General features: G+C 38.9%; 17 protein-coding genes. 10 read left to right on the forward strand and 7 right to left on the reverse strand.

From position 1 onward, the window contains the following. Positions 1-46: 46 nt before the first annotated feature. Positions 47-997, reverse strand: a complete 951-nt coding sequence (locus GCHA_RS01350; protein ID WP_007984229.1) for a transporter substrate-binding domain-containing protein — start codon at positions 995-997, stop codon at positions 47-49. 340 nt (positions 998-1,337) lie between these two features. On the opposite strand from GCHA_RS01350, the gene GCHA_RS01355 reads away from it, so the two are divergent. The 3 genes from GCHA_RS01355 (at position 1,338) to GCHA_RS01365 (ending at position 5,105) form a co-directional block, all read left to right on the forward strand. After that, complete coding sequence (locus GCHA_RS01355; RefSeq protein WP_318248903.1) at positions 1,338-3,029, forward strand: alpha-amylase family glycosyl hydrolase; 1,692 nt, start codon at positions 1,338-1,340, stop codon at positions 3,027-3,029. A 346-nt stretch (positions 3,030-3,375) separates the two neighbouring features. Beyond that, positions 3,376-3,786, forward strand: a complete 411-nt coding sequence (locus tag GCHA_RS01360) for a hypothetical protein (protein WP_007984233.1) — start codon at positions 3,376-3,378, stop codon at positions 3,784-3,786. A gap of 494 nt (positions 3,787-4,280) precedes the next feature. Beyond that, entirely contained in the window at positions 4,281-5,105 is an 825-nt protein-coding gene (locus GCHA_RS01365; RefSeq protein WP_007984234.1) for a toll/interleukin-1 receptor domain-containing protein, read from the forward strand. A 172-nt stretch (positions 5,106-5,277) separates the two neighbouring features. Here the strand turns inward: GCHA_RS01365 and GCHA_RS01370 are convergent, their stop codons facing one another. Then, the gene (locus tag GCHA_RS01370; protein ID WP_007984238.1) at positions 5,278-6,111 is read right to left on the reverse strand and encodes an HD domain-containing protein; all 834 of its coding nucleotides are present in this window, start codon (positions 6,109-6,111) and stop codon (positions 5,278-5,280) included. A gap of 519 nt (positions 6,112-6,630) precedes the next feature. On the opposite strand from GCHA_RS01370, the gene GCHA_RS01375 reads away from it, so the two are divergent. The 7 genes from GCHA_RS01375 (at position 6,631) to GCHA_RS01405 (ending at position 18,599) form a co-directional block, all read left to right on the forward strand. Further along, entirely contained in the window at positions 6,631-7,227 is a 597-nt protein-coding gene (locus tag GCHA_RS01375) for a restriction endonuclease subunit S (protein WP_007984240.1), read from the forward strand. Then, positions 7,227-8,501 carry an N-6 DNA methylase gene (locus tag GCHA_RS01380; protein WP_007984241.1) on the forward strand — a complete coding sequence of 425 codons (1,275 nt, stop codon included), beginning with the start codon at positions 7,227-7,229 and terminating at the stop codon, positions 8,499-8,501. Before GCHA_RS01375 ends, GCHA_RS01380 begins: the two co-directional genes overlap by 1 nt. Positions 8,502-8,591: 90 nt before the next feature. Continuing rightward, positions 8,592-10,241 (forward strand): type I restriction-modification system subunit M, encoded by a 1,650-nt coding sequence (locus GCHA_RS01385; protein ID WP_007984243.1) that lies wholly within the window; start codon positions 8,592-8,594, stop codon positions 10,239-10,241. A 3-nt stretch (positions 10,242-10,244) separates the two neighbouring features. Then, positions 10,245-11,432, forward strand: a complete 1,188-nt coding sequence (locus GCHA_RS22360; RefSeq protein WP_007984245.1) for a restriction endonuclease subunit S — start codon at positions 10,245-10,247, stop codon at positions 11,430-11,432. Further along, a complete protein-coding gene (locus GCHA_RS01395) occupies positions 11,429-14,143 on the forward strand; it encodes a TrlF family AAA-like ATPase (RefSeq protein WP_007984246.1) in 2,715 nt (904 codons plus the stop codon). The genes GCHA_RS22360 and GCHA_RS01395 overlap by 4 nt, the downstream gene beginning before the upstream one ends. 4 nt (positions 14,144-14,147) lie before the next feature. Further along, complete coding sequence (locus tag GCHA_RS01400; protein ID WP_007984248.1) at positions 14,148-17,360, forward strand: type I restriction endonuclease subunit R; 3,213 nt, start codon at positions 14,148-14,150, stop codon at positions 17,358-17,360. Between the two features lie 477 nt (positions 17,361-17,837). Further along, a complete protein-coding gene (locus GCHA_RS01405; RefSeq protein ID WP_007984250.1) occupies positions 17,838-18,599 on the forward strand; it encodes a site-specific integrase in 762 nt (253 codons plus the stop codon). A gap of 34 nt (positions 18,600-18,633) precedes the next feature. Here the strand turns inward: GCHA_RS01405 and GCHA_RS01410 are convergent, their stop codons facing one another. The 5 genes from GCHA_RS01410 to GCHA_RS01430 are packed head-to-tail and all read right to left on the reverse strand — an operon-like array spanning position 18,634 to position 25,668. Further along, complete coding sequence (locus tag GCHA_RS01410; protein WP_007984251.1) at positions 18,634-19,719, reverse strand: hypothetical protein; 1,086 nt, start codon at positions 19,717-19,719, stop codon at positions 18,634-18,636. A gap of 12 nt (positions 19,720-19,731) precedes the next feature. Further along, positions 19,732-21,288 carry a TnsD family Tn7-like transposition protein gene (locus tag GCHA_RS01415; RefSeq protein ID WP_007984253.1) on the reverse strand — a complete coding sequence of 519 codons (1,557 nt, stop codon included), beginning with the start codon at positions 21,286-21,288 and terminating at the stop codon, positions 19,732-19,734. 24 nt (positions 21,289-21,312) lie between these two features. Next, positions 21,313-22,743 (reverse strand): ATP-binding protein, encoded by a 1,431-nt coding sequence (locus tag GCHA_RS01420; protein WP_007984255.1) that lies wholly within the window; start codon positions 22,741-22,743, stop codon positions 21,313-21,315. Continuing rightward, the gene (locus GCHA_RS01425) at positions 22,743-24,857 is read right to left on the reverse strand and encodes a TnsB C-terminal domain-containing protein (RefSeq protein WP_007984257.1); all 2,115 of its coding nucleotides are present in this window, start codon (positions 24,855-24,857) and stop codon (positions 22,743-22,745) included. Before GCHA_RS01425 ends, GCHA_RS01420 begins: the two co-directional genes overlap by 1 nt. Beyond that, on the reverse strand, positions 24,844-25,668 hold the full coding sequence (locus GCHA_RS01430) for a TnsA endonuclease N-terminal domain-containing protein (protein WP_007984259.1): 825 nt from the start codon (positions 25,666-25,668) through the stop codon (positions 24,844-24,846). The genes GCHA_RS01425 and GCHA_RS01430 overlap by 14 nt, the downstream gene beginning before the upstream one ends.

The raw sequence follows: 25,668 nt of genomic DNA on the forward strand, positions 1-25,668 counted from the left end.
GTAACACGTGTTATTGGTGAAAATGAGGCACGATTATAACACCAAATTACTCGCCAATATGATACCAAAGTGCTTCGTTATGCACTGGTGTTAGCGGTGGCAACAGTGGGTTCGGTAAATCAATGATATGGCGTTCGTCTAAACACGCCTTCTCAATTAACCATTCGTTGTGTTTCAAAAACATCTGCTCAAAAGAACCATCTTCTATTGCTAGCTGCAAACCGCGCTGTATATCAGTCGCCAACTGTGCATTATTTTTATGCACAAAATAATAAATGGCCGCTGGGTAGCGCAGTAAAATACCTTTTTCGACGGCAAGATTGTAGTGAGGCCTCGCGCTTAGCTCATCCCATATCTCAATTACGGAGCGCGGGAAGAAATTAAATCGCTCTTTATTAAGCATCTCAAATAAACGCTCATACTTTGAGGATGACATCACGTCAATATCACTGTTATTCAAGATATAGCTATCCGGCCAATCGTGTCCTTGACCTGCGGTTAATTTTTGCAAATCTGACAGGCTATCTATTTCATCGAAGGTGCTTTGCTGGCCAGCATGGATCAAAAATAAACGCCACCCTATAAGCCCTTTATAAATGGGAATTCGAATAGGTATATAAGCATTCTCTCGCTCTTGGGTTGTCATTGACCATACGATATCGGGCGCATTCGCTTGGCCCATCATGCGCAGCGCTCTGGTTTGAGTCATTAGCGCTCTACTTTGCTTTAAGCGATAGGGTTTCTCTAATTTGCTTATTGCCAATCCGAGCAGCCGCACTGGATACAAAGGACGCTGATCATGAGCTGACTCTGGCATAGGATAAAGAATGGTTCGTTCATCCGCTGCAGAGGTTAACGAAGTAAAACACAAGGCAAAACAGAGCAGAAAAAGCACAACCGTTACTGTGTTCGGGCGTACAAACTCAGCGGAACAATCCATTTGTTTATATTCTGCAAAATACACACTCGGGTGATTCACAGTCATAACATCTTTCATTGTGCTACTCCTGACCTTAATGTATTTACAATTACCCTTTTCGTCACTTCAGGCGTCAAACTTTTGTAAATTAGTACTTTATAATCTAACAGTTAACGCCAATAACACAAACGTCAACGGCAAATAAAGCACCCTAAACTGCGGCACTCAAACATTGCCCATTTAGCTGAATACGTATGCACAGGCTGTCCATTTCTTTTCGAGTAACAAATAATGATCCTTTCCGTTATGTACTGCCCAGGGTGTGAACAATTGGGCAACCCAAAAGGATACTTCAATGCTTACTCACTACCACAAAGCGCAAAGCGCATATCAACTTGCCTATAGGTGTGTGCTAATAATGTTCATGCTAAATAGTGCATCTACGTTGGCTTCCCCTGCCCCGCAGAGCAACTCAGTCGACCCGTTCTGGCAAAACGCTACCGTGTATTTCATGATGACCGACCGTTTTGCCAACGGTGACAAAAGCAATGATAAGCAATTTGATCGCAAACCTGATGGCGCAACGCTTCGAAACTTTATGGGCGGTGATATTAAAGGGGTCACCCAGAAAATAAAAAGCGGCTACTTTACCGAATTAGGCGTTGATGTGCTGTGGCTTACCCCACTAAATGAACAAATTCACGGTCGCTGGGACGATGAATGGGGTCGCAGTTACCCATTTCACGGGTATTGGATAAAAGATTGGACTGCTATTGACCCTAACTTTGGTACCGAACAAGACATGGCTGAAATGATTGCTACTGCTCACGCCCATGGCATAAAAGTATTAGCCGACGTTATCATTAATCATACTGGCCCTAAAACGAGCAAAGACGTGGCATGGCCAGATGAATGGGTGCGAACCAAACCCTACTGCAGTTGGGATTCATACCAAGGCAACGTAGAGTGTGCTTTGGCCAGCAGCCTCACAGATATTCGAACTGAATCAGAAGCTCCCGTGACACTTCCTCCTTTTCTGATTGAAAAGTGGCGGTCTGAAGGGCGTTTAGAACAAGAACTAGCAGAGCTAAATGCTTTTTTCGAACGCACTGAATTGCCTAGAGCGCCTAAATATTACATCACTAAATGGATAACCGATTGGGTACGTGAATACGGAATTGACGGATTTCGAGTAGATACCGCCAAACATGTAGAAGCCGATGTTTGGAAAATCGTAAAAGCAGAAGGCACCACAGCATTAGCACAATGGAAAGCTGAACACCCCGAGCAGGCCAGTGACAACAAGCCCTTTTTCATGGTCGGTGAGGTAATGCACTTCGGCGTTGATGGATTCAAAAATACCCCCAAGGGAACGCGCCTATATGACTATGGTGATAAGCAGGTAGACTTCTTTGCAAATGGCTTCGACAGCCTAATCAATATGGGTTTTGCTGCACATGCTGAACAAGACATGGAACAGATTTTTAGCACTTACTCTCACGAGCTTAACCAAGGTGCGCTACAGGGCGTCAGTGTACAAAATTACGTGGTCTCTCATGACGATCCTGAACCGTTCGATCCCAAACGTGAGCATCCTTATCAAGCAGCGCTAAAACTAATGTTAGCCCCAGGTTCTGCACAAATTTATTACGGCGACGAATTAGCCAGAAATTTAACCTATCCAGACGCGGTGGGAGATGCCACCTGGCGCTCATTCATGAATTGGCAAGACTTACCACCTGCTGACAACAACGCCGAACAACTAACGCCAAAACAGCAGTACACCCAGCAATTGCTCAAGCACTGGCAAAAACTGGGACAGTTTCGCCACGCGCATTTATCAGTGGGTGCAGGCGTGCATAAAATGCTGCAAGAAAAACCCTATGTTTTTCAACGTACCCTTGGGGCAACAAAGCAAAACGCAGCTGACCAAGTATTAGTGGCCATTGGCATGCCTAAAGGCAGTAAAGTAATAGAGCTGCATAAGTTGTTTAAAGAAGGGACTGAGCTAAAAGAGTATTACTCCGGCACAACTGTGACGGTACATGACAACCAAGTCATTTTAGATACCCCATTCGACATTGTTTTGCTCGGTGCATTAGAGCAATAAAGCGCTCCGCTTAACGAAAAAATGCAATAGGCCCGCCCTGATAAAGGGCGGGTTTATTAATTTGCCAGAATGCAATTTTGCCGAACGCCCTTAAAACGTGGGGCACCTGTAATCCCCCCATGAAGGCCCGTATATTCCTTAACTTTCTCAAGCAAAAATACGGTAGTCCACCAGCGTGGGAACAAAGAGTGCTAATGTCTAAACCAGAACTGTCTTATGTACTGTACGAAGGCTCAAAATATAAGCGGTCAAAGTAACGTAAAATCCATAACCATCGCTTATCACTTTTTTATTATTTCGAATTCTGGCTTATAGTCAGATAAGCAACATATTAACGAGAGAGTTTATGTCGGCGTATTTCAACGTAAAGATAGACGGCCAAGTGGTCGTCACAAATATTTTAGGCCAATGGTCAGAGCAAGTAGCGTTAAGCTTTGAAAAGGAGATGCACCGAGTGGTCCCAAACGTGTCTGCTACCAGGTTTGCTCATTTAGTGTCGTTTGATGAATGGGAGCTCAGCACCCCCTCGGTTGCACCGATAGTAAGACGTGTCGCTGGTTGGTGTGTCAGCCAAGGTATGTACGTGGCAGCAGAAGTATTTAGCGCTAATGTACTGAAAGAGTACCTAATCAATAAAGCGACCGAAGAAGTGAAAGACCATGTCACGATCCGTCGTTTCAGTAGCGAATCAGACGCCCGAAAATGGCTAGCTGAAATGGGCTTTGAAACCCAAACAACCCAGCAGCTACCAACCTAGCGATGAAGGCGTGAGGCGAAAATAGGTTTCACGCAAAAAAACACGAAAACGCAGCCCAAAGAAATACATAAGAATAAATCACTCATGTGTAGCCTGATACAGCTCTTCTTGTATTATCAAATCAATGTGCGCAGACAATAAAGTTTGTCCGCTATGAATTATTATTGACAATTAAGTTTGACCACATACGCACAGAATTACAATAATGCTTGTCCACAAGGTGCTTTAAAATACAATAAAGTTTGTCCTTACAAATCAAATTGACTTTAAAAATGTCACCGTGAACCTTCAACCTATTCGACATTACAATTAGAACCTTTAATGCAATTAACCTCAAGTGAAGCAATTTTGAATGGGTTATTGATTTTCCAACAGGCATTTACATTAAGGTCGATTACCAATTTTCATGTCTTTATATACAGTTATTGTTGGACTCAATTTTAATTTGCTTTAATATTCGTCTATGTGTTCAAAAAACAATCAGGGAAATTATCGTGTCAGCTAACGCTCAGATCAGACAAATTCAACAGAGGCTCCAACGAGAAGCTAGAGAACAACAAAGAAAGATAGACCAACACAATCGCAACGTTGCCCGTGCTCAAAAGAAAATCGTGGATGATTACAACCGCGAAGTAACAAAAGTGAATACGGCAAATAAAGCTCAAGTAAAAGCAGTAAATGATTACAATCGCAAAGTTGCAGAACAGAATAGATCAAATTTTCAAAGGGTTCAGAGTTTTAATTCCGAAGTAAACCGACAGAACACGCAAAACGACAATAGTAACAAGCGGCTATTGTCGGGGATAAAACAACAACTAAGAAATCCAGCTAGTAGTATTAGATATACTCCAACAGAGGAAAGGCTTGCAGATAGAGTCTATGAGGCGATATCAAAGTCAGATTCAAAGGAGTATGATGTTTTTATTAGTTACGCAAAAATAGATGGATATGAGATAGCATCTCAGCTAAGAGATGAGCTAAAAAAACTAGAGGTATCTGTTTGGTTCGATGAGGTAGCTATTATTCCTGGCAGAAGTCAGTCTCTCCAGATGGACTCAGGTCTTAGAAAAGCCAGAGCAGGGATTGCTGTGCTTACACCTGCCTATCTAGCCGGAAGATTCTGGACTGAAAGAGAATTAGGTGTGCTTCTAAATAAAGAAATTCTAATTCCCGTTTTAAAAGGTTGCACATTTGATGACGTTAAAGAATATAGTGGTATTCTGCCTGATCTGGCGGGATTCGTGGTCGATTCTGATGAGACGGCTGAGACTGTTGCATTAAAAATTGCTCCAGCAGTAAAGGTTGAAGAACTTGTTTAGCTTAAGCATCACCACCCCAAGTGAAATAGTATTAATATATTTTAAAGCATCATAAATATTCACCCGCGCTACAGCAACTTTCGCTGTGCAGCTAAGTTCCAATATATTCGGGTTCGTACTATTTGGCGTCGAGTGTGACTGTCAGCCAATGTTTTAATTTTAAAACTATTTGTTATTCGTCGTTTACCGCAGTTTCTACTAATTGTACTTTTAAATTAAATTGATCATATAGCGGCTTAGATGAAGATGAGCATACCTTTGCTACTTTTTTGCACCAGTCTATATAAGCTAACTTCCGATCAAGCGACCACTGGCTAGGAAGAGAAGATACGTTAGATATTACGTCAGCTAATTTGATTGATTGCGCAGCATTACTCCCTATGGAAATCTGATTCAGTAATGCTATTTTTTTATCATCAGAATTGTCCGCTGAGTTGCACGTCAGCTCTTGTACTATTTTTGAAACTTCGCTGCCAAATAGGTACTTGAGACCAATACTGGTAACCTCAGTATCCTCTAAAATGTCATGCAAAACTGCGGCTATCATAGTATTTTCATCGCTACTTGATTCATAACGCTGGATGAGTTGCACCACTTCAATCAAGTGGTTTACATATGGCTCGCCGGTACTCTTACTTTTTTGGCTCGCATGATGTAGTGAGGCAAATTTTATCGCAGATTGTAGAGAGCAGGAGTGCTCATATCCGTATAATTTAGCGCTGAATACACAGCGAATTGAAGTCTCATAGGCTTTCATCTCATCTGTAGTGGTATGCTCAATAGGGAGTGTCGATAAAACAACAGCATGTAGCTTACTACCTTTAAGACTGCTATTTGAAACTAAGCATTGATATTCGCCTGGCAACTCGTATACGTCAAAATTCCCTAGGCCAGCATAGAATCCGTATAAATACTTCTTGCGCTCTGGACTGTAGTAAAGAGATTTAGCTGCTATCCAGTTGCTGATATTTTTTAACGCTATCTTAAGACTTGTATCGTACTCCATGATTTATCCCGTCTCGCTTTCTATTAATACGCTGAATCTAAATCAAGTAGCCAAGCCTGATGTACGAATAGGAGAATTAGCAATGTGAGTTCATATCATCATTATTACGGTTACTTAGAAGAATCTTAATTCATGAAAAATATGCGGTCAATGAAAAATAAACGTAACTATTTGTATTTAATGGTCTTTTTAAAATAAATGATTGACAAAATATCAAAGAATAACTCTTTATTAAACCATTTAGCTGCTGGTAATTATTAACAAATGTAAATCAATTATCTGTTACACAACAAATTATCCGAATTAAAAGGTAAACACACAAATCTAGACTCGCAATACAAGTACCCCCTTTAAAAACCATGGGTATGGTGGATTTATTTAATATTTACCAGTGGCCTACCAATTCGTTTTACAAGTACGAATCAAAATAAATCAAAAAACTACTTGCAGGAAATTCAATTGTTAACTAATATCACCTTAACAACCTAATTCGTAGGTTGAAAACGAACTGGAGATAATATGAAAACTATCAAGGTGTTATGCAATGAATTAACTACTGGTGCAACAAACGCACTATTTGAAAAAAATGAAAGCAACGTTGAAGGTGCATTGCACTTGTTAACAGGCAGCTCTGTAAACCTGAACGGAGAAATTATTGAGCAACAGCTGAGTCAAGTAACAATAAAAGACGGTAAGGATATTCAGCGTTTCCTATTACAACAAGGTGATGTGGTGCTTCTTGCCAAAGGTAATTCAATTCGAGCGGGGTACGTAACGGAAAGTATTGCCAAGCTTAATGTTATTGCTTCAGCTAACTTTATTTTACTTAGACCAAACAACAATGAGTTACTTGGCGAGGTACTTGTAGCCTACTTTAATTCACCAACCGGTCAAAGCCTGCTAGATGCCACTAGTACAGGGGCAACAATTAAGAATATTAACTTATCAAACATTAAAAAGATGGAGATTGGGCTACCAGAGCTGAGTAAACAGTCTGAAATCGCTGAGCTCTTTAATGCAAGTAACCAAGCTTATCAAGCAACAATTAAACTAGCTGAACAGCAGAAGAAAGTCGCTACAGCTTGTATTAGTCAGCTTATGAAAGGAGTCGCGTAATGGAAAACTTAACTAAACAGTTATGGAACCTAATAGATAGCAGTCGCAGCTCAATGGAAGTATCCCATATATTAGAATTGATTTCTTATGTGGCTTTTATTGCAAAAGAAAACCCTGATTCATTCAAAATCATTGTGAATAGTGGTCATGCTAAACAATTAGACATGCTGATAGAGGCTGGAAAGGTGCTAGAACACATCCACCCAGCGGAAGTATGCGCAGCACCAGAGCATTATAGAATTGACGGAAAGATCATTAACCATGTTGTTAATGTTATTGCGACTATTACAAACTTTGATCTTCTTGCTAGTGCGCTAAGAGAGTTAAGTGCTCAGACACTTGGCAGGTACTCTGTAGATTCAGCCAACTTGAACATGGAAAGACTTTTTACTGCACTCGTCGGTACCTGTAGTAAGAAAACTTTGTATGACGGCGCATGTGGTTTAGCAAGGCTTTCTTCTAGCTTAAACACCGAAGCGCTATATTTGGAAGAAAAAAATCATAGCACCTATGTTACAGCTTACCGATTATTAGCGCTTGAAAACAAAAGTTTCACGCTATCGAATACAGATTCACTTTTAGAATCGGCCTTTGAACATAAGCAACAGTTTGATCTTGTAATAATGGAACCGCCATTTTCTTCAAAATTTGGCGCTGATGTACGCCGTCAACTTGCGGAGTCCCCTTTTATCCAAGTACCTACAGGTAACTCTGTGTCAGCAACCGCAGGTGACAGCTTATGGATACAACAAGCTTTAAGTAAATTAAATGACACGGGTAAAGGTTACATTCTATTACCTCAAGGTTTTTTATTTCGAGGCGGTTACGACGCAAAAGTAAGGGAGTATTTGCTAGAACACGAATTACTAGAAGCTGTTATTGGCTTGCCCGCCAATGTTTTAGATAGCACAGGCATCCCTCCTGTTATTTTGGTGCTTAACAAAAATAAACCTGCTGGATCTCCGGTGGTATTCGTTGACGCCAGTGAAATAGGTCAAAATAACAAAAACCGTATAGCTATTTCAGAAGAAGATGCTGTTTTAATAGCTGATTTAGCGGCAGGAAAGATAGCTGATGACGAGCGTTATAAAGCTGTATTTATGCCTGAAATTAGGCAACAAAATAATGAGTTAAGTATTTCTCGCTACATCGTGAAACAAGCTGAAATCGAAGAGCTAGACATTGCACAAGAACTAAAAATATTAAAACGATATCAAGCTGATTTTGATAAGTCTCAACAAAAGTTGAACTTATTACTCGCCAAACATCATTAGGATGGTCGCACTGTTCAGTTTGTATATAGGTTAACTCATATTTGATACATTACCCCTTAAGTAAAGGGAATTATAAGAAGGATTATAAAAATGGCAGATTTTAAAAAGATAGAAGAATTAGAAAAACGATTATGGTCAGCAGCTGACTCACTACGAGCTAACACAGGCTTAACCGCGCAAGAGTATTCTAGGCCAATACTAGGCTTAATTTTCCTTAAGTATGCTGAATATCGTTTTTCACTCGCAAAAAGTAAGATTGAAGAGCAAACCAGTTCACGTCGTCGCGGAGGTAGTTTATCTGGTGATGGCATTAAATCAAAAGTTCAAGCAGAAGGCGCTATGTATGTACCGGATGATGCGCTTTACTCGAATTTATTGGCATTACCAGAAGGTTCAAACATCGGAATTAATGTTAACAACGCCATGAAAGCGCTTGAAGCTGACAACGAGGCAATTAAAGATGCGCTGCCTAAAACTTATACTCGCTTTGAAAACGATATACTCAAAAGCTTGCTTAAAAACTTTAACGATATCGACTTCAGCCTTGGCTCTGATATTTTCGGTCGAATTTATGAATACTTCCTTAATGAGTTTGCTAAAACAGAGGGTCAAGGTGGTGGTGAGTTCTTCACGCCCTCAGCATTAGTAATGTTAATCACAGAAGTGATTGAACCTTACCACGGTAAAGTGTTTGATCCTGCTTGTGGTAGTGGTGGTATGTTTATCAGCTCTGCCGATTTTGTTGCAAAGCACAATAAAGATGCCTCTGATGAGTTGTCTGTATTCGGGCAAGAAAAAACTGGTGATACTGTTCGTTTATCTAAGCTAAACCTTGCCGTTCACGGCTTGCAAGGAGATATCCGTGAAGGTAACTCTTATTACGAAGACCCGTTTGAACTTGCTAAAGGTGAGGTAACAGGCGGTAAACAACATGGACAATTTGACTATGTTATGGCAAATCCACCATTTAACGTTAATGAGATCCAAAAAGACCGGTTAAAAGATGATAAACATCGCTTCCCTTATGGTATGCCCCGAAATGACAACGGCAACTATCTGTGGATCCAACTGTTCTACTCAGCACTTAACCAAAAAGGCCGTGCAGGTTTTGTTATGGCAAACTCTGCCAGTGACGCCCGTGGCTCGGAGCAAGAAATCCGTCAAAAACTCATTGAGGATGATGGCGTAGATGTCATGGTGGCAGTATCTAGTAACTTCTTTTACACGGTAACCTTACCTTGTGCTTTATGGTTTTTAGATAAAAACAAACCAGCGCATAACAAAGACAATGTATTGTTTATCGACGCTCGCCATATATTCCGCCAAGTGACTCGTGCAGTGCGAGACTACACCAGCGAGCAACTTAATTTTATCGCCAATATTGTGCGCTTATACCGTGGTCAATATATTGATAATACTTACCTAGAAACTCACCCTGATACAGGTAATGACGGTAAATTTAAGTTAGACGATTTCTTTGCTAATGATAGTGGCGAACTGACTTATCAAGATATCGCTGGTTTGTGTAAAGTGGCCACTAAGGCTGAGATTATTGAACAAGGATACAGCTTAAATCCTGGCCGTTATGTAGGTGTCGCTGAAGGTGAGCAAGAAAGTGACGAGGACTTTACTGTTAAATTAACAGCATTGCAGGAACAGCTAGAAGTATTGAATACAGAGGCACATGAGCTTGAGTCTTGTATTGGAGATAATGTAGCTCAGTTGTTGGGAGCAAGTTAGTTTATGGTTGTTATAGAAAATATGCCGCAAGCACGTATTGAAGACTTATGTATTAATGTTACAAGCGGTGGAACTCCCTCTCGAAAGAATCCAGACTTCTATACTGGAGATATACCGTGGTTAAAAACTGGTGAGTTAAAAGGATGGTTTGTTTACGATGCGGTAGAAAAAATAACAGAGGAAGCAATTAAAAAATCTTCTGCGAAAATTTACCCTAAAAACACAGTCCTAATGGCTATGTATGGCGACGGCAGAACTATAGGGAGTGTAGCAATAACAGCAATTGATGCCGCAAGTAATCAGGCTAGTTGTGCTATGGTTGCCAATCAAGATAAGTGCTTGCCACTATTTTTATTTTATAGCCTAAAGTATCATAGAGAAACCATAGTCAATTTAGCTTTAGGTGGTGCACAAAGAAATTTGAATCAAGGTACTATTAAGAACTTCGAAATAAACTGTCCGCCACTGCCACAGCAAAAAAGAATCGTAGATACTCTATCTAACTACGACAACCTAATCGAAAACAACAACCGCCGTATCGCTATTTTAGAAGACATGGCGCAATCACTTTACCGTGAATGGTTTGTTAACTTCCGCTATCCAAACCACGAAGATAACCTTGATGCAGACGGCAACCCAAAACTCACCGACTCGCCGCTAGGCCAAATCCCAGAAGGTTGGGAGGTTAAGCGTTTGGATGATTACGTGACACTACAACGTGGCTTCGATCTTCCAAAGGCGAAGCGTAATAATGAAGGTGGTGTTCCAATTTACGCAGCATCAGGTTTAACTGGCTACCATGATGAAATTAAAGCTAAAGGTCCTGGGATTGTCACCGGTCGATCAGGAACGTTAGGCATCGTTAAATTAGTGTTAGAAGATCACTGGCCTTTGAATACTTCATTATGGGTTAAAAAGTTTGAGAATTGCACTGCACACTATGCCTATTATCTTCTTGATAGCATTGGGTTAGAGCGGTTTAATTCTGGTGCTTCAGTGCCAACTTTAAATAGAAATGATGTTCATGGTAGCCCTGTCATTGCTCCGCCACTAGCGCTGATTAATAAGTTTGAAGAAATTGTTGCCGTTAAACATAATCAGATCAATGTTCTTAAAAGAAAAAATGAAAACCTTAAACAACAACGCGACATGTTGTTGCCTAAATTAATATCAGGGACGATTGAATTATGAGTAATGAATATTTAGGAAGTCGGTGGTATAAGTTTGATTTTCATACGCATACACCAGCATCATCAGATTATAAAAGGCCGGAAGAGACAGAAACCGATTGGCTTAAAGCATTAATGGTAGAAAAAATAGACTGTGTAGCTATCGCTGATCATGTTTCAGGTGCTTGGATAGATCGATTAAAAGCGACATATGCTGAACTTGATCAATCATCCGAATGGTATCGCCCAATTTGTTTATTTCCTGCATGTGAAATAACAGTGAGTACAGGGCAAACACGTGTTCACTTACTTGCTATTTTCGATCCTGTTTGTGATTCAACAAAAATATCTGCGGTTTTAGGACAATGTGGTATTACTGAAGGTCATGGTGATGCAGAAGGTACTTGTGCTACTGAATCTGTTGATAAAGTCATAGGTGTTGTTCAATCAGCAGGTGGACTAGCGATTCCAGCACATATTGATCGTGCTAAAGGTTTATTACATGGCATTACAAAAACTAATAAAGAAATAGAGAGTTGGTTAAGTAAAATTGAGGCAGCCGAGTTTATTGACCTAAACTTTCTGGACACCGTTAATCCAGAACTTGCTAGCGCTTGTTTTCATTTAGCTAAACTTCAGGGATCAGATGCACATGAGTGTAGTCGTTTAGGTAAAGGCTACTCTTGGATAAAAATGAGTCAGCCTTCAATTAATGGACTCAAGCTTGCTTTACATGATCATGATTTCTGTGTTGAAAATGGTGTTGAAGACCCTAACTCGACACCTGATTTGTTTTTAAAACGTTTGAATATTTCACAGATGCAGCATTGCGGGCGGATTCCAGGCCAGCTTGCGACCTTTGATCTACACCCTCTTTTTAATGCGGTTATCGGGGGGAGAGGCTCAGGTAAGTCTACGTTTATAGAGTCTGTTCGGTTGGCGTTAGGGCGTGAAAATGAAGTATCGAATCTTCCACAGATTCATGAAGAAATTCGTTCTTTTAAGGATGGTGTAACCAAAGCTGACACTGAAATTAGCGTTGAGTTACAAAGAAGAGATGAATCGTATCAATCAATATGGAAATACAATATACCACCATACATCAATAAGTTTCATGAAAATACCTGGTCTCGTGACAACGGAAAGCCAGAAGAACGATTTCACGTTAGTTTATATAGCCAAAAACAAATTAACTCCTTAGCTAGCAATACGAATAGTTTATTAGAAATTATTGATCGTTCAAACGAGGTGAATCATTCTGCATGGAAATATCAATTTGATACCGAACTAAATAGATTTTTAGGTTTTTGTCGCGAAGCACGTCAATTGCAAGAGCGTTTGGATAATAAAAGTACTCTTGAATCACAGAAAGATGATTTAAATAGTGATATAGAAAGTTTTGAACAAGGTGGCCATAAAGATATATTTAATGCCTATCAAACCTTTACACTTGAAAAACAGAAAGTTGAAAATTCTGCTGGTGTAGCAGGCTTAATTGATTCCATAGATAATATGTTATCTGAAGAATTTGCTGAGCTTACATTAGTAGAAGAAGGTGCAAATAAACCTGCTTACGTTACAGAATTAGAAGAAATACAAGCGAAATTTAAAGGTGATTTAACCGTTGTTCAAACTGAATTGGCAACAATAAAAGAGTTGATTACCAAAGCTGAACAAGATCGTGAAAAGGCAATTAGTGAATCAAATTGGTTTAATAACGGTGTTGAAACCACACAGCAATATGAAAATATTGTGCAAGAGTATGCTGAGAAAGGGGAAGAATTAAATCCTGAACAATATGAAGCTTGGCTTACTCAAAGAAATGACATTAACACTCAATTAGCAGAGTTAGAAACTGTTCAAGTTAATTTAGCAACTAAAAAATCTCAGCGTGATAAATCATTTAAGAAACTATATATATTGAGAAGACGATTACAAAGAAAGCGCCAAAAATTTATTCAAAACGTTATTGGCGGTAGTCGATATGTCAAAATGAAGCTATTACCATTTGCAAATAAAGCTAATGTGGAAGCACAGTTTAGAGGGTGTATTGGTGTGGAGAGTAGTTTTGCTACTTCCATTTATCAAGATGATCAAACGAATAGTCTGTTGTTTAAATTGCTCACTAGTGACTTAAGTTTGAAAGAGACATCTAGTGAAACTCACGAGCTAAAGAATGCAATATCCGCTTTGGCTTTAGGAAAAGAAGCAACGCAATATCGAATTGATAATCGCTTAAAGAGTTCACTTGTACAAAAGTTTTCACAACAGCCTGAAGTTTTTGACCGCTTAATGACCTGGTGGCCTGATGACCAACTTATTGTAGAGTATGCAAAAGATATTGAAAAAGCTAAGTTTGAAAACATTGAAAAAGGCTCGGCAGGACAAAAAGCTGCTGCTATTTTAGCTTTTTTACTCAGCCATGGTAATAATCCAATTATTGTCGATCAGCCTGAAGATGACTTAGATAATGCGTTAATTTATCAACTTATTGTGTCACAAATTCATGAGAACAAAAAACGTAGACAGATTATTATGGTGACGCATAATCCTAATATTGTTGTTAACGGTGATGCTGAATTCGTAAATGTTCTTCATTTTCATGCTGGTCAAGTGCAGGTATTGAAAGCTGGGGGCTTGTGTGAACAAGAAATCAGAGATCATGTCTGCGATATTATGGAAGGTGGCGCAACGGCTTTTGACAAAAGATACAATAGATTAAGAGCGATATAATTAGATGGCATACACGGAAGATGCTTTAGTAGAACAACCTGCAATACAGTTATTTTCAGAATTAAATTGGGAAACTGTTACTTGTTGGGATGAGGTTTTTGGCTCTACTTTTGACTTAGAAAATGATGAATATTTGGCTAATAACCCGTTGTTTTTTGGTAGAGAAACCCGAAATGATGTGGTTTTATTTGCAAGACTGAAAGCTGCACTTATCAAGCTTAATCCAGATATTAGCCATTTAATCATTCAAGAAGCCATTGATGAAATAGCGCGTGATAGAAGCGTAATGACGGCAATATCAGCCAATGAAGAAGTTTATGAGTTACTTACTAACGGCTACGTGTACACAACTAACGCTGTAGATGAAGAAGATTGCGTTGTTCGTTATGTTGATTGGACTAACGCTTCTGAGAATGATTTTTTGCTATGTAGTCAAATGAGCATAACTGGCGAGATTGAAACCCGTCGCCCTGATTTACTGGGGTTTGTTAATGGAATTCCCTTTGTATTTGTTGAGCTAAAAGCAAGCCATAAAAATCTGTTAACAGCTTACAAAGATAATCTTGCTGATTATCGTAAAACCATCCCTCAACTATTTACCTTCAATCAATTAATTCTGCTATCAAACGGCGTGCAATCGAAGGTTGGTTCTATATCAAGCCAATGGGAGCATTTTGCTGAGTGGAAGAAAATAGAAAGTGAGTCTGAAGAACGTAGAGTAAGTTTAGAGGTTGTTATTCGAGGCGTGTGTGAGCAAAACCGCTTACTTGACATTATTGAAAACTACGTTCTGTTTGTGAAAACGAAACAGACGATTAAAATCATTGCGAAGTATCATCAATACCTTGGTGTTAACCAAGCGTTGTCGGGCTTAACGAATGTAAAGCAACGAGCTAGTTCTGAAAGTGCAGGCCAACTGGGAGTGTTCTGGCATACCCAAGGCAGCGGTAAAAGCTTTTCTATGGTCTTCTTCTGTAAAAAAGCCTTCCGTAAATATACCGGTAACTGGACGTTTGTTTTAGTTACCGACAGAACAGACCTTGATGATCAAATTTATAAAACCTTTAATTCTGCCGGTATTGTTACAGAAAACTGCCAAGCAGATTCTGGCGTACAATTAAAGTTACTACTTGGTGAAGATCACCGCTTTGTATTTACCTTAATCCAGAAGTTTAAAGGGGATGAAAAAGGCAATTATCCGGTTTTATCTGAACGCGACGACATTATTGTTATCACTGACGAAGCCCACAGAAGCCAATACGACTCTTTAGCGATGAATATGCGTAATGCTATGCCTAATGCCTCGTTTATGGCATTTACGGGCACTCCGTTGCTTGCAGGAGAGGCTAAAACACAAGAAGTGTTTGGTGATTACATCAGTATATATAATTTTTCAGATGCGGTTGATGATGGTGCAACGTTACCCTTGTATTATGAAAACCGAGTGCCAGAAGTTTCATTAGCGAATGAAAATATTGGTGATGAAATAGCTGAAATATTAGATGAAGCCGATTTAACCGAAGAACAAGAAACTCGTTTAGAAACGGAATTTTCTAAAGCGTATCACATCATTACACGCGATGACCGCTTAGAAACGGTCGCTAAAGACTTGGTCGAACATTATATTAATCGCGCTCCCTTTTCTGATGGCATGCTAGGCAAAGCCATGGTTGTGTCTATTGATAAAGCAACCACGATAAAAATGTATGACAAGGTTCAGGATGCTTGGAAAACCAAGTTAACTAGCTTAAAAGCGCAAGCTAAAGTAGCTAAAGGGAGTCGTTTAAATAAGCTTAATTTCCAAATAGAGCATATGACATCAATTGATATGGCTGTTGTTGTATCAGGTGGGCAAAATGATGATGAACGAATGGCTAAGAAAGGTCTTAATTACAAGCCACATCGTGAACGCTTTTTGAAAGAAAAAATTGATGAGAAGTTTAAAGATCCCCAAGATAACTTAAGGATCGTGTTTGTTTGCGCTATGTGGTTAACCGGCTTTGATGCACCAGCGGTTTCTACGCTTTATTTAGACAAACCATTAAAAAGTCATACGTTAATGCAAACCATTGCTCGCGCTAACCGTGTTTATGAAGGTAAATCGGCTGGCCAAATTGTTGATTACATCAATATCTTTAGCTCTCTTCAACAAGCATTAGGCCTATACGGTGGCGGTGTAGCAGAAGGTAACCCTGGCTACCAAGTAGACAGCCCAGCGAAAGATAAATCTGAGTTAGTAGCAGCTCTCGGAATTGCCATTGGTGAATTACAGGTCTTCTTAAATTCAAAAAATATAGATTTAGCGGGTATTGTTTCAGCACCAGCTGATGGTTTTACCAAACTTTCTTTATTAGATAACGCCAGTGAAATTTTATTAGAGCCCAAAAATAAAGATGAATTTACCGCATTTCTTCGCCAAATAAACCGCATATTTAAAGCGATAATGCCAGATGATAGTGCAAATCAATACGTGCCTTATCGAATCGCGATTAATATTATTTATTCTCAAATGCGTTTGAAGTCGGGTTTATCAATTGATGATGAAGATGTACTTGATGTTGTACGAAATCAAGTGAATGAATTGCTTGATGAATCCATATCTACCATTGAGATTAAGAGTAACTTACCCGAGCCTATTAATATTGCCGATATAGATTTTGATGCGCTAGCAACTATGGTTGCCAAAGTTGAAAAACCTAAACAGTCTGATGCAGAGCGTTTAAAAAACCTGATTGAACGCAAGTTACAGCCAATGGTGCTAAAGAACAAAAGCCGACAAGATTTACAGCAAAAATTCTTAGACTTAGTTGAGCAATATAATCTAGGCGCTTATACGGCTGAAGAATTCTTTAATCGCTTGAAAGAGTTTATCAATGAATTGGAACACGAAGATAAACGTACAGTACGTGAAGGCTTAAGTGAAGAAGAGTTAGCGGTGTACGACTTGATGATTCAAGATGCACCACTTACTGACAAAGAGCGTACCCAAGTTAAAGAAATAGCTAAGGAATTGACTGAAAAAATGCAGGAAATGTTGGTTATTGATTGGCGTAAAAAACAGCGTACCAAAGCCAGAGTTAAAAATATGATTGAGGAAGTATTAGATAACTTACCTGAATCATACGATGATGACTTATGGCCTAAAACCTGTAGCGAAGTTTATATGCATATTTTTGAAAAATATCCTGGGCAAGGGCAAAGTGTTTATACTGCGTGATCCCAGACATCCCCTCACTATGCAATGAGGTTAAAGCAAAGACCTGGATGAGCAATTGGCAGAATGGCGGCGCTATTAAAATTGTGAGCGTCCACACAGTAGTCAATTTGGAAAAATGCTCATGGAAAGATACTTTTCTGTTTCTACTAAAAGCCTCATGAATAGGAAGTAGCAGCTAGTTATAAAAAGTCCAACAAGCGTTTTCAGGATGGCAACTACAAACATGATCTTGAGGTCGCGAAATTGAAACGATCTCTATGAATCACACAAAACGAATAAACGAAGTGTTAACTGTAAATCTCCTTAAAAAATTAACCCGTGTAACTTCTCATTTTCGCGTGTGGATTTTTAGATTAATGAAATGCATAATCAAACTGTTTTTCAGGTCTCAAATTCCAAGATGTTCAAATTTTATCATTTTGAAATTTGGCTGACGTATTTTGAACCAGCGACCCATGACTGGCGGATATTTATAATATGGCTATACGAGGCAGGGCTAGCGTTCTCTCTGAAGAGGACTGGGAGAGAGTTTTTAACGCAATATTAAAGAATCGGCATCCAGAAAAAAACACTGCCATAATGAAATTGAGTAAACATTTAGGCTTAAAAGCTCAAGAAATTGTAGCTATAAGAATCAACGATATAGCAATATTAGAGGGTAATGACGGATTAAACAAACGAGCATTAACCTTACGAAAAGAACTTCGTATTGCACCCCGAGCTACACCTGAAAATCGCTCTCGCAGTAAATATACAAGAAAGAGTCTGACTTTCACTATTAGTGAGTTTAATGCGACTATAGAAAACGTAGTTTCTTTAGTTAAATCCGATATAACAGTTGACCCTACTGATTTTTATCCAGCGGTGAAGAAAAAGTCTTCAACACCGAGGTTGCTTCCTTTATCTGAGATAAGCCTAGTAAGAGCGCTAAATATATATTTAAAACAAAGGCTAGCGAGTAGCCCTTTTTTAAAGAATACGGATCCGCTTTTTGTTTCGCAAAAAGGCGGAGCTTACTCACCTAACACTCTTCAAGAGCATATGGCTCTCATATTGAAAGACTGGGCTGGCATTTCAAAAGCTACATCAAATAGTGGAAGGAGAGGTTTAGTTACAAACGTTCTTGAAACTCATGGTGTTATCGTTGCGCAGAAAGTTGCCGGAAATCGCAGTCTATCGAGTGTAGCCATAAGTTATAATGATGCGAATAAATCAAATTCAAAAAAAATTAAGAAATGACAGTCTTCTGTTAAAAGGTGGTTTAGCGATTATTCTAGTCCTTCTCAGTTTTAGCAAATATTGCCCATACATCATCATCGACATCCTTTCTGTTTGAAACTGGGTGGTCAATATAATAGGGTCTCTTATTAGTGAGGTAGTAATCACAAGGGTTTTCTTGGAAAGTTTCGCGATTTTCCCTTAATTTTACTAACTTAATAATTTTAGTTTCTGAGCATTGATAGCCTTCACTTTGTAAGATACACGTAGAGCAATTTCGATCTTTAACTACCCTTTGCTTGCTAGTAAATACATGCTCATCGACTTTCAAATAAGTATAAATCTGGTCAGATATTTTGTTAACAAAATCTTCAAATTTTTCTGGGTGATTGTCTCTAGTCATTTTGCAAATGCTAGATAACTGCACATCATTAACTTCTTCATACAAGCCTGTTTTTCTCTTTAATAGTGAGGAAATGTGCTGAGACGGCGGTGTATTTCCGTCCAATTCATTACAGCTTTTCCTTAGCCAATGAAGTAATGGTTTTTGCATGCACGGAGCAAACTTAATCTTTTCTTCAGCAACATTACGACTGAAACAGTCCGGTTCACCATCAATGTCATACTGTTGACATTCGGTCACAATTTCACCACGTAGCATTTCTTTTAGGTTTGATACTGAGCTTCTTAAATTTGCGGTGGTTAGAGTGAATAGAGCTTTTTTGTGGTGGAGACAGTATTTCTCATTTAACCAAGCTGCACGGAAATAGCCAAAGCCCAAATTTCTCAAGTCAATCGCTATGCAATCTCTACAGAAATTGATACTGAGAAAAGCATTTTGAGTTTGCATACTATAGTTTTGAATTCCATGTCTAAACACGGAAGAGACTATTTCAAAGTGAGAAACAGGGTTTGAAAACATGCCAGCAAGAGGCTTGGCGATACCTGAACGTTGCAGGGTATCAAGCAATTCCTCTTTATCGTAATGCTTAAAGTTGCCGGACTGAATGGATTTAACAAAAGGATAGGCTCTCCACTTTCCATGTTGATTAATTAATCCAGTAAAGTCGCTTTCTCCATTGATCATTAGTACTCGGAATATAAAACTCTGAACTGATTCATCTCCTTGTATTAGTTTCAAGTAAAAGTCACCTCACTCTTTATTCATATATTTATTAATCACATTCATGGTTAACGGCAACTTTTTCTTACCCTTCAATAACCAACCGTGACTACCAATTTCTTCATCGATCTTACTGAGTGAAATGGCGTCATTCTTACTCATTAATATTGCCGAAACTTTCTCTGCTAGAGAAATGTCTCGCTCTGGCCAATCAACCTTCCAGTGAAACTTATTTTTCAGTGGTGCAGGCATCGTGCTATTTAACCAGCTTTTATCATTTCGATATAACCAATGGAATGCCGAGTAACACTGATTTTTGATTTCTTGTTTGATAGCTTTTGGTTGTCGCTGTATACAGCGTAATATTTCCAACCTGTTGCGCCTACGTTTTGACTCAAATTTGTAGCGTCTTCTCTTTTGAACTAATCCAGGCTCAGAAGATATGATTTGCTCAACACTTCCGACGGAGATATCCGTTTTGTAAGCGATATAATTTCTATGGAACCCTCGATATGCATAATTTAATACTTGTTTAATCACCGAATCATCAATAGTACGAGGGATCCGCTTAATCTCTATCTTATTATATAACGCCAGATGTTTGATAAAACACCTGCTCATGCCTGTTAGTCGGTGTATTTGCAGAATCGGCATACCTTTTCTTAACAGATCTAGGCATTCAGATGTTGGATGATCTATTTTTTTACCAACAGTCTTAGGAAAGTATCTTTTGTTTGAGTACCCATCTAATAGAAATGAAATTAATAGATATTTGAACGGATGCTGAGTGAATTTTCCATTTAGCAAATGATAAACATAATTATTTTTTGCTGTTTTTAATGGTGAAATAACATCATTTGGTAAATTAAGTTCTTCGGCTAACATCCTCAAATCAGTTGTTAATTTCTTATTTTTAATCGTTCCCGACCGAAGCATATAGCCAGTTTTACACAATAATTCTCTTAGCTTTGGTAAATTGAAGCACTCTGTTGTTGCTAATTCATCAAATATGAATTGCTTAGTGTGTTTAGCAAATGCAAACATTGTATCATTTGCATGGGTCGCATCCATATTATGAGGTGGTAGAAAAGAAGGAGCAATATGTACTCTTGCTGGCAGCTTCAACCTATTCAATATCACAGGATGCTTGCTGCATGATTCAACCCCTGGTATTTGATGAGAAATGTGCCAATAGTTAACACCATGCTCATAAATGTCCTCTTTAGCGCATGCTGGACAATATTTTACTGCTAACTCTTCCGTTTCATTGAAGCTTGCTAGATTACATGCTCGCAATAGAGCATTACAATCTCCTTGTAGAAATGCGTTGATAATAGCTGGTGAGCGAGTGGGTAAATAATATACAAAAAGCTTTAATAGAGTTTGTTGCTGTTGTATGTGTTCGATATCACTCAACGAAAGATTAGAGGTAAATCTAATACCGGCATTTAAGTAAGGATGAATTGAAACCCGATTTTTATTAAAATTTTCATACAAAAATTGCTCAACAGGTTTACCTGTCAAAGTAATGCTGCGTATTATCCTGCTGTAGAACGACTCATCAGGATATCCACTTGGCAACCGCATTGGTCAACATTCTCGAACTCCGCATCATGCAAGTTGCTTTAGTGGATCGTCGCAAAGGATGCCAATACTGCGAAAATATTCGTTGGCATCGTCCTCGTCCACTCCTCGTCTCAATAGATCTGGGTCATCTATGCGAGATATAAGATCAACACAGGAAGCTAACTCTATTAACTTTTTAGAGAATTCAGGGTGCTGAGGTCTTGTTATATCTGCTATAGAATGAGTTTTGATATTAACATTAGCTTCACTATCAATAACCGCATTGTTGGTAGCTTGACGGTTGCGGCGCGGCATTGTAATTTCAGCTCGTAAATCTATCACCTCTTTTGTTCTTGATGATAGACCAAGAGCGCTTAGGGCAGCCTGACGAAGAACTCCATCTGTAATTCGTTCATCACCTGAACCGATGACTAAACGTTGCGCTGCCCTGTAGATACGATGTGCCATATCTAGATTGCCTACAGAAAGCTCAAAAATTGTATTGTTAAGTTCTTCAGTCAATTCTGTCGTTACATTAGTCCAATGCAAATCCCATAACTCTTCTATAAAACAATCCCATTCCTGACTGTCTCTAGCTAGCTGTTTCATAATAAAGTAGCCACCACCTTCAGCTCTTCTCGCAGCTTTGAGTACTTTAGCTAACGTGTTATCAAATGGAGGATTAGCACAAAAGAGCATGGGTATTCCTAACTTGTTGACCAGCGTATGTATAAAATTAAGCAGGTTATTTTCTCCTCCCGTTTTTTTGAATGTGAGTCTTTGCACTTCGTCTATAACAAGCATGCCCAAGAAGTTCACCTTAATTTTTTGTTCTATTTGGTCAGTCAAATCCTCTATTTTCGTTGCCGGTTTTGTTTTACCCTCTTGGACAATATTGTCTATGCAGACAAGTATTTTCTTACAAAGGTCACGAACACTCGAATTATTTGGGCAATCAACTTTTATCCATACAATCTGACGCTGATATTCCATTTTTTTGCCGTGATAATTGTCGTGCATTATAACAGTTGGAAAATAGTTGAGTACCTGCTCTAGCATACTAGTCTTTCCAACACCACTATCGCCAATAAGGGTTATACATTCTGCTTTCGACACAAAATAACCAGTTTTAGGGGCAATTTGGGGGCGTTTGTCAGATGGATAATGAAGATATTGAGCTGTTGTTGGTGTAAACGGATTTTTAGATGAATAGCCATCCTTTAACGTCGTTTCAATAGCTCTGAAAACCTCTGCATAAAGTGGGAGTGGTTGACGAAGTGCTTTAAGTCGAATTGTATATTCAGCTCTAACTAGGGGATCAGCGTCTTCACGGACATGAACATCTAGCTCGGGATAGTTGCTAAATTTATCCATGATCTTATCTGTACCTACTTTTTTAGGTAAAGCCTCTATCCATGGATTCCCCTTGTGCTCAGGAAGTATTGCTTCTTGGTAATTTGCTTTTTCTATATTCACTATCTACCTTTAGGCCTGCGAGGCAACGATACTGGTTTCCCTTTTGGTAAAACAGTTATTGGTGATGGTGGTAATTCGTTGACGTTATTTTCATCAATTGCGTTGGTAGTATTTTTAATTTCATTTCTTCTATTTTCGCGAATATTTGCAACGCGATGAGAAAAGGGCGCTGATTCCTCCGGAATATTAGCTTTTGCTGACTTTTCCTTGTCTTTACGAAACTTGCTGGCATCAATAGATTCTACAGATATAGGTGTTTCAGCCTCTTTTTGCTCGCGCCAATCTTGAAATACTTCCACTTCATACATAAGCTTATTCTCGAACATATTGCTTCGCGGGAGAAGATTGCATCTAACAAAGTCATCATTTTTATTGAACCTTACATACATATAATTTGTTGTATTTTCATTGATGCGAGCATCAAGCTTCCAACTCCCGTTAGTCCTAGCAATTGCCGCTAGATTGTCCTTAACTACTCGGTCACAAGAGTAATAAAGCCCATTAAATTCAATACCTCGTTCGGTCATTGTCGCCTTCGCAAGCGGATACATCCGGCTAATAACCTCACTCTCGTTAGCTATTTGCAATGAGTGTTTATGATTCAAAACATTTATTTTCCAAAAGTTGATAGGGGTGGGGGCTAGATCGTGTTTTATTATTAGAGGACTCGACTCAGCCAATCTATCGTATTTTGATCTATTAAGCTCAAGAACAGCGTCAATCAGCAGTTTTGTGAAATCTTTTAGAGTATAAATAGCATCTTTTCGAGGATCTTTATCACCGCGTACCACTTTGCCACCACGCGTTGTTCCTAATAGGTCATGAATTAATTCCTTGTTAATAAGGCCAAATCGATTCTCTACAAATGATTTAAAATCTGGTCTATAGGGTGGTGATAGCTGTAATTCAGTCAAGGGTACAACTAGCTTTTGCGGCTGGAGACCTATCATTTCTCCATTGTCACACATTAGCGTAAGTGGAATATGATGAATCGGCCAATCGCTATCTTGAATATCAATGCCAAATTCCTTGCAGTAAGAAACTTTGGGTAGGAAAGCGTTAGCAAGTGCTTGTCGGGCTGCTCGCCATGATGCATAGAACAAAGATACGTTTATTCCACATATAGCCCCGCTTGCTCTGTCTACGATAGAGTAAATAGTAGGGCGACCGAGAATCAAATTTGATGACCATTCTGATACTATATGAGCATCAGCAACTGTAGCGTCAATTTCAAAACAATCGCCAGGTACTGACCACTTAGAGCTTGCGCTTCCCATCACCCCCCTTCGATTAAGCAAATAATCTCGCTCAGTGGTTGTTAACCTAATTGATTCTGCATCACTAAATAGTTTTCGCTTCCAATAGCTTAACTGTCTCAAGCTTGGCACGCGAGGTACGTTTCCTAGTGCATTTGCCATTTTAATTTCATCAGAATAGTAAGTTCTTAACATTTCCTTGTATGTATCTGAGAGCGGTTTTCCATGAGCTTTGAAATAATGTTTTTTAAGAATTTTACGAAACTTTTCCTTATCATCATCAGTTACGATGAAGTTACTTGCTTTCTCTATTGTTAGCGTTCTTGATTTTTTGGGAGCACCTAAAGGTGTAGTTTTCACAACCTTTGTTTTACCAACCCCTCCGCAAGCACTATAAGCAGGTAAAAGAGCATTTCGGGTTTGACCAAACTTGTAAAATTGTTTGAGTAAGCGGTGGATCTTTCTTACACCTACGCCCACCTTCTCGGCATGGCGACCAACACTATTTACTCGCTTGACTGTGGACAACTCAATAAGAAGATCTTGATCATGCACTAAGTCTTTGATCAACGCATAATTTGCATCTCTCATTTCAATATGTCGCTCACTTATTTCTGTGTCATCCTTCAACATATATACTGGTAGTTTGAAATTTCCTTTGAAAATGTAGTGCTCACTTATGGCGTGCTTGAAGGTATCAAAATCAATCAATAAAGGTCGTTTTTCCTCTTTAGAATCATTAATCGGGTATATGATAGTGAAATTATGTCCTTCGTCAGCTAACAGAATTCGCCACAAGCCAGGCTCGACACCATCAAAGCTTTTTATATCCCAAACACTATTCCTAAGAATTTCCATGCGCGATACCTAGATCAAAATTTGCTTTCGAATAAATTTCAATAATATCATCACGCTCTAATTGCCTGCATAAATTGACGCTTACATACCTATAGCCAATTAAGCTTCTCAACAGTTCTAAAGCATTTTCTGGTTTAATTTCCAGATACTTTATAAAGTCGTTACAGATATCTTTAATAAACACTTTGCCTATTGGAACAAATTGTAAACTTGCTGATATATAATCATCGGAAAAGGTTGGTATATCAGACCGTATACTGTGAGTCGCCCACTTGATGTTTTTACTTTGAATAGCAGTAACATGGTTACCAGTATAATAGTGGAATTTAACACCCAATAGCTCCCACCACAGACGCTCTATTTCAACTTTTTCAATAACCCGATGATCACCTGAATCATCCTCAGGTTTCACAGAAAACGCTTCATAAACTATTACATTATTAATTTTACGAGTAAGCAATAAATCGGTCGTGATTATTATGGGTTCTTTACTTACCGGATGTGCCGGATGTTTGATGTCCAATGATTTGGCGATTTTAATTGAGAAATTAATAGGGAGAAGAGGGAATTGCTCCCGAATATCGACAACCGAATCACTGAATTCAGCTAAATAAAACAACTCAGTTTCAATCAACGACATGAAATGATGCTTTCGCTTAGATTTGATCCCTGGAATTTGGGAGCGCACTCCTTTGGATGTTACATCTTGAACTCTTAGCCATGGTTTATACGATTCGTATTCACCAATCCCATATTTGTTTTTTAATGCTCGGTTGTAATCAGCAAAGGTTTCTAACTTGCGTTTTGCCAT

It is taken from the genome of Paraglaciecola chathamensis S18K6 (genome assembly GCA_000314955.1).
GTDB classification, from domain to species: domain Bacteria; phylum Pseudomonadota; class Gammaproteobacteria; order Enterobacterales; family Alteromonadaceae; genus Paraglaciecola; species Paraglaciecola chathamensis.

Excerpts from the sequence above, each read along its gene's own strand:
- GCHA_RS01395 (WP_007984246.1), top strand. The coding sequence starts at position 11,429 with ATGAGTAATGAATATTTAGGAAGTCGGTGGTATAAGTTTGATTTTCAT.
- GCHA_RS22360 (WP_007984245.1), top strand. The coding sequence starts at position 10,245 with ATGGTTGTTATAGAAAATATGCCGCAAGCACGTATTGAAGACTTATGT.
- GCHA_RS01375 (WP_007984240.1), top strand. The coding sequence starts at position 6,631 with ATGAAAACTATCAAGGTGTTATGCAATGAATTAACTACTGGTGCAACA.
- GCHA_RS01430 (WP_007984259.1), bottom strand. The coding sequence starts at position 25,668 with ATGGCAAAACGCAAGTTAGAAACCTTTGCTGATTACAACCGAGCATTA.
- GCHA_RS01360 (WP_007984233.1), top strand. The coding sequence starts at position 3,376 with ATGTCGGCGTATTTCAACGTAAAGATAGACGGCCAAGTGGTCGTCACA.
- GCHA_RS01385 (WP_007984243.1), top strand. The coding sequence starts at position 8,592 with ATGGCAGATTTTAAAAAGATAGAAGAATTAGAAAAACGATTATGGTCA.
- GCHA_RS01350 (WP_007984229.1), bottom strand. The coding sequence starts at position 997 with ATGAAAGATGTTATGACTGTGAATCACCCGAGTGTGTATTTTGCAGAA.
- GCHA_RS01415 (WP_007984253.1), bottom strand. The coding sequence starts at position 21,288 with ATGCGGTTGCCAAGTGGATATCCTGATGAGTCGTTCTACAGCAGGATA.
- GCHA_RS01355 (WP_318248903.1), top strand. The coding sequence starts at position 1,338 with ATGTTCATGCTAAATAGTGCATCTACGTTGGCTTCCCCTGCCCCGCAG.
- GCHA_RS01370 (WP_007984238.1), bottom strand. The coding sequence starts at position 6,111 with ATGGAGTACGATACAAGTCTTAAGATAGCGTTAAAAAATATCAGCAAC.
- GCHA_RS01400 (WP_007984248.1), top strand. The coding sequence starts at position 14,148 with ATGGCATACACGGAAGATGCTTTAGTAGAACAACCTGCAATACAGTTA.
- GCHA_RS01380 (WP_007984241.1), top strand. The coding sequence starts at position 7,227 with ATGGAAAACTTAACTAAACAGTTATGGAACCTAATAGATAGCAGTCGC.
- GCHA_RS01425 (WP_007984257.1), bottom strand. The coding sequence starts at position 24,857 with ATGGAAATTCTTAGGAATAGTGTTTGGGATATAAAAAGCTTTGATGGT.
- GCHA_RS01405 (WP_007984250.1), top strand. The coding sequence starts at position 17,838 with ATGGCTATACGAGGCAGGGCTAGCGTTCTCTCTGAAGAGGACTGGGAG.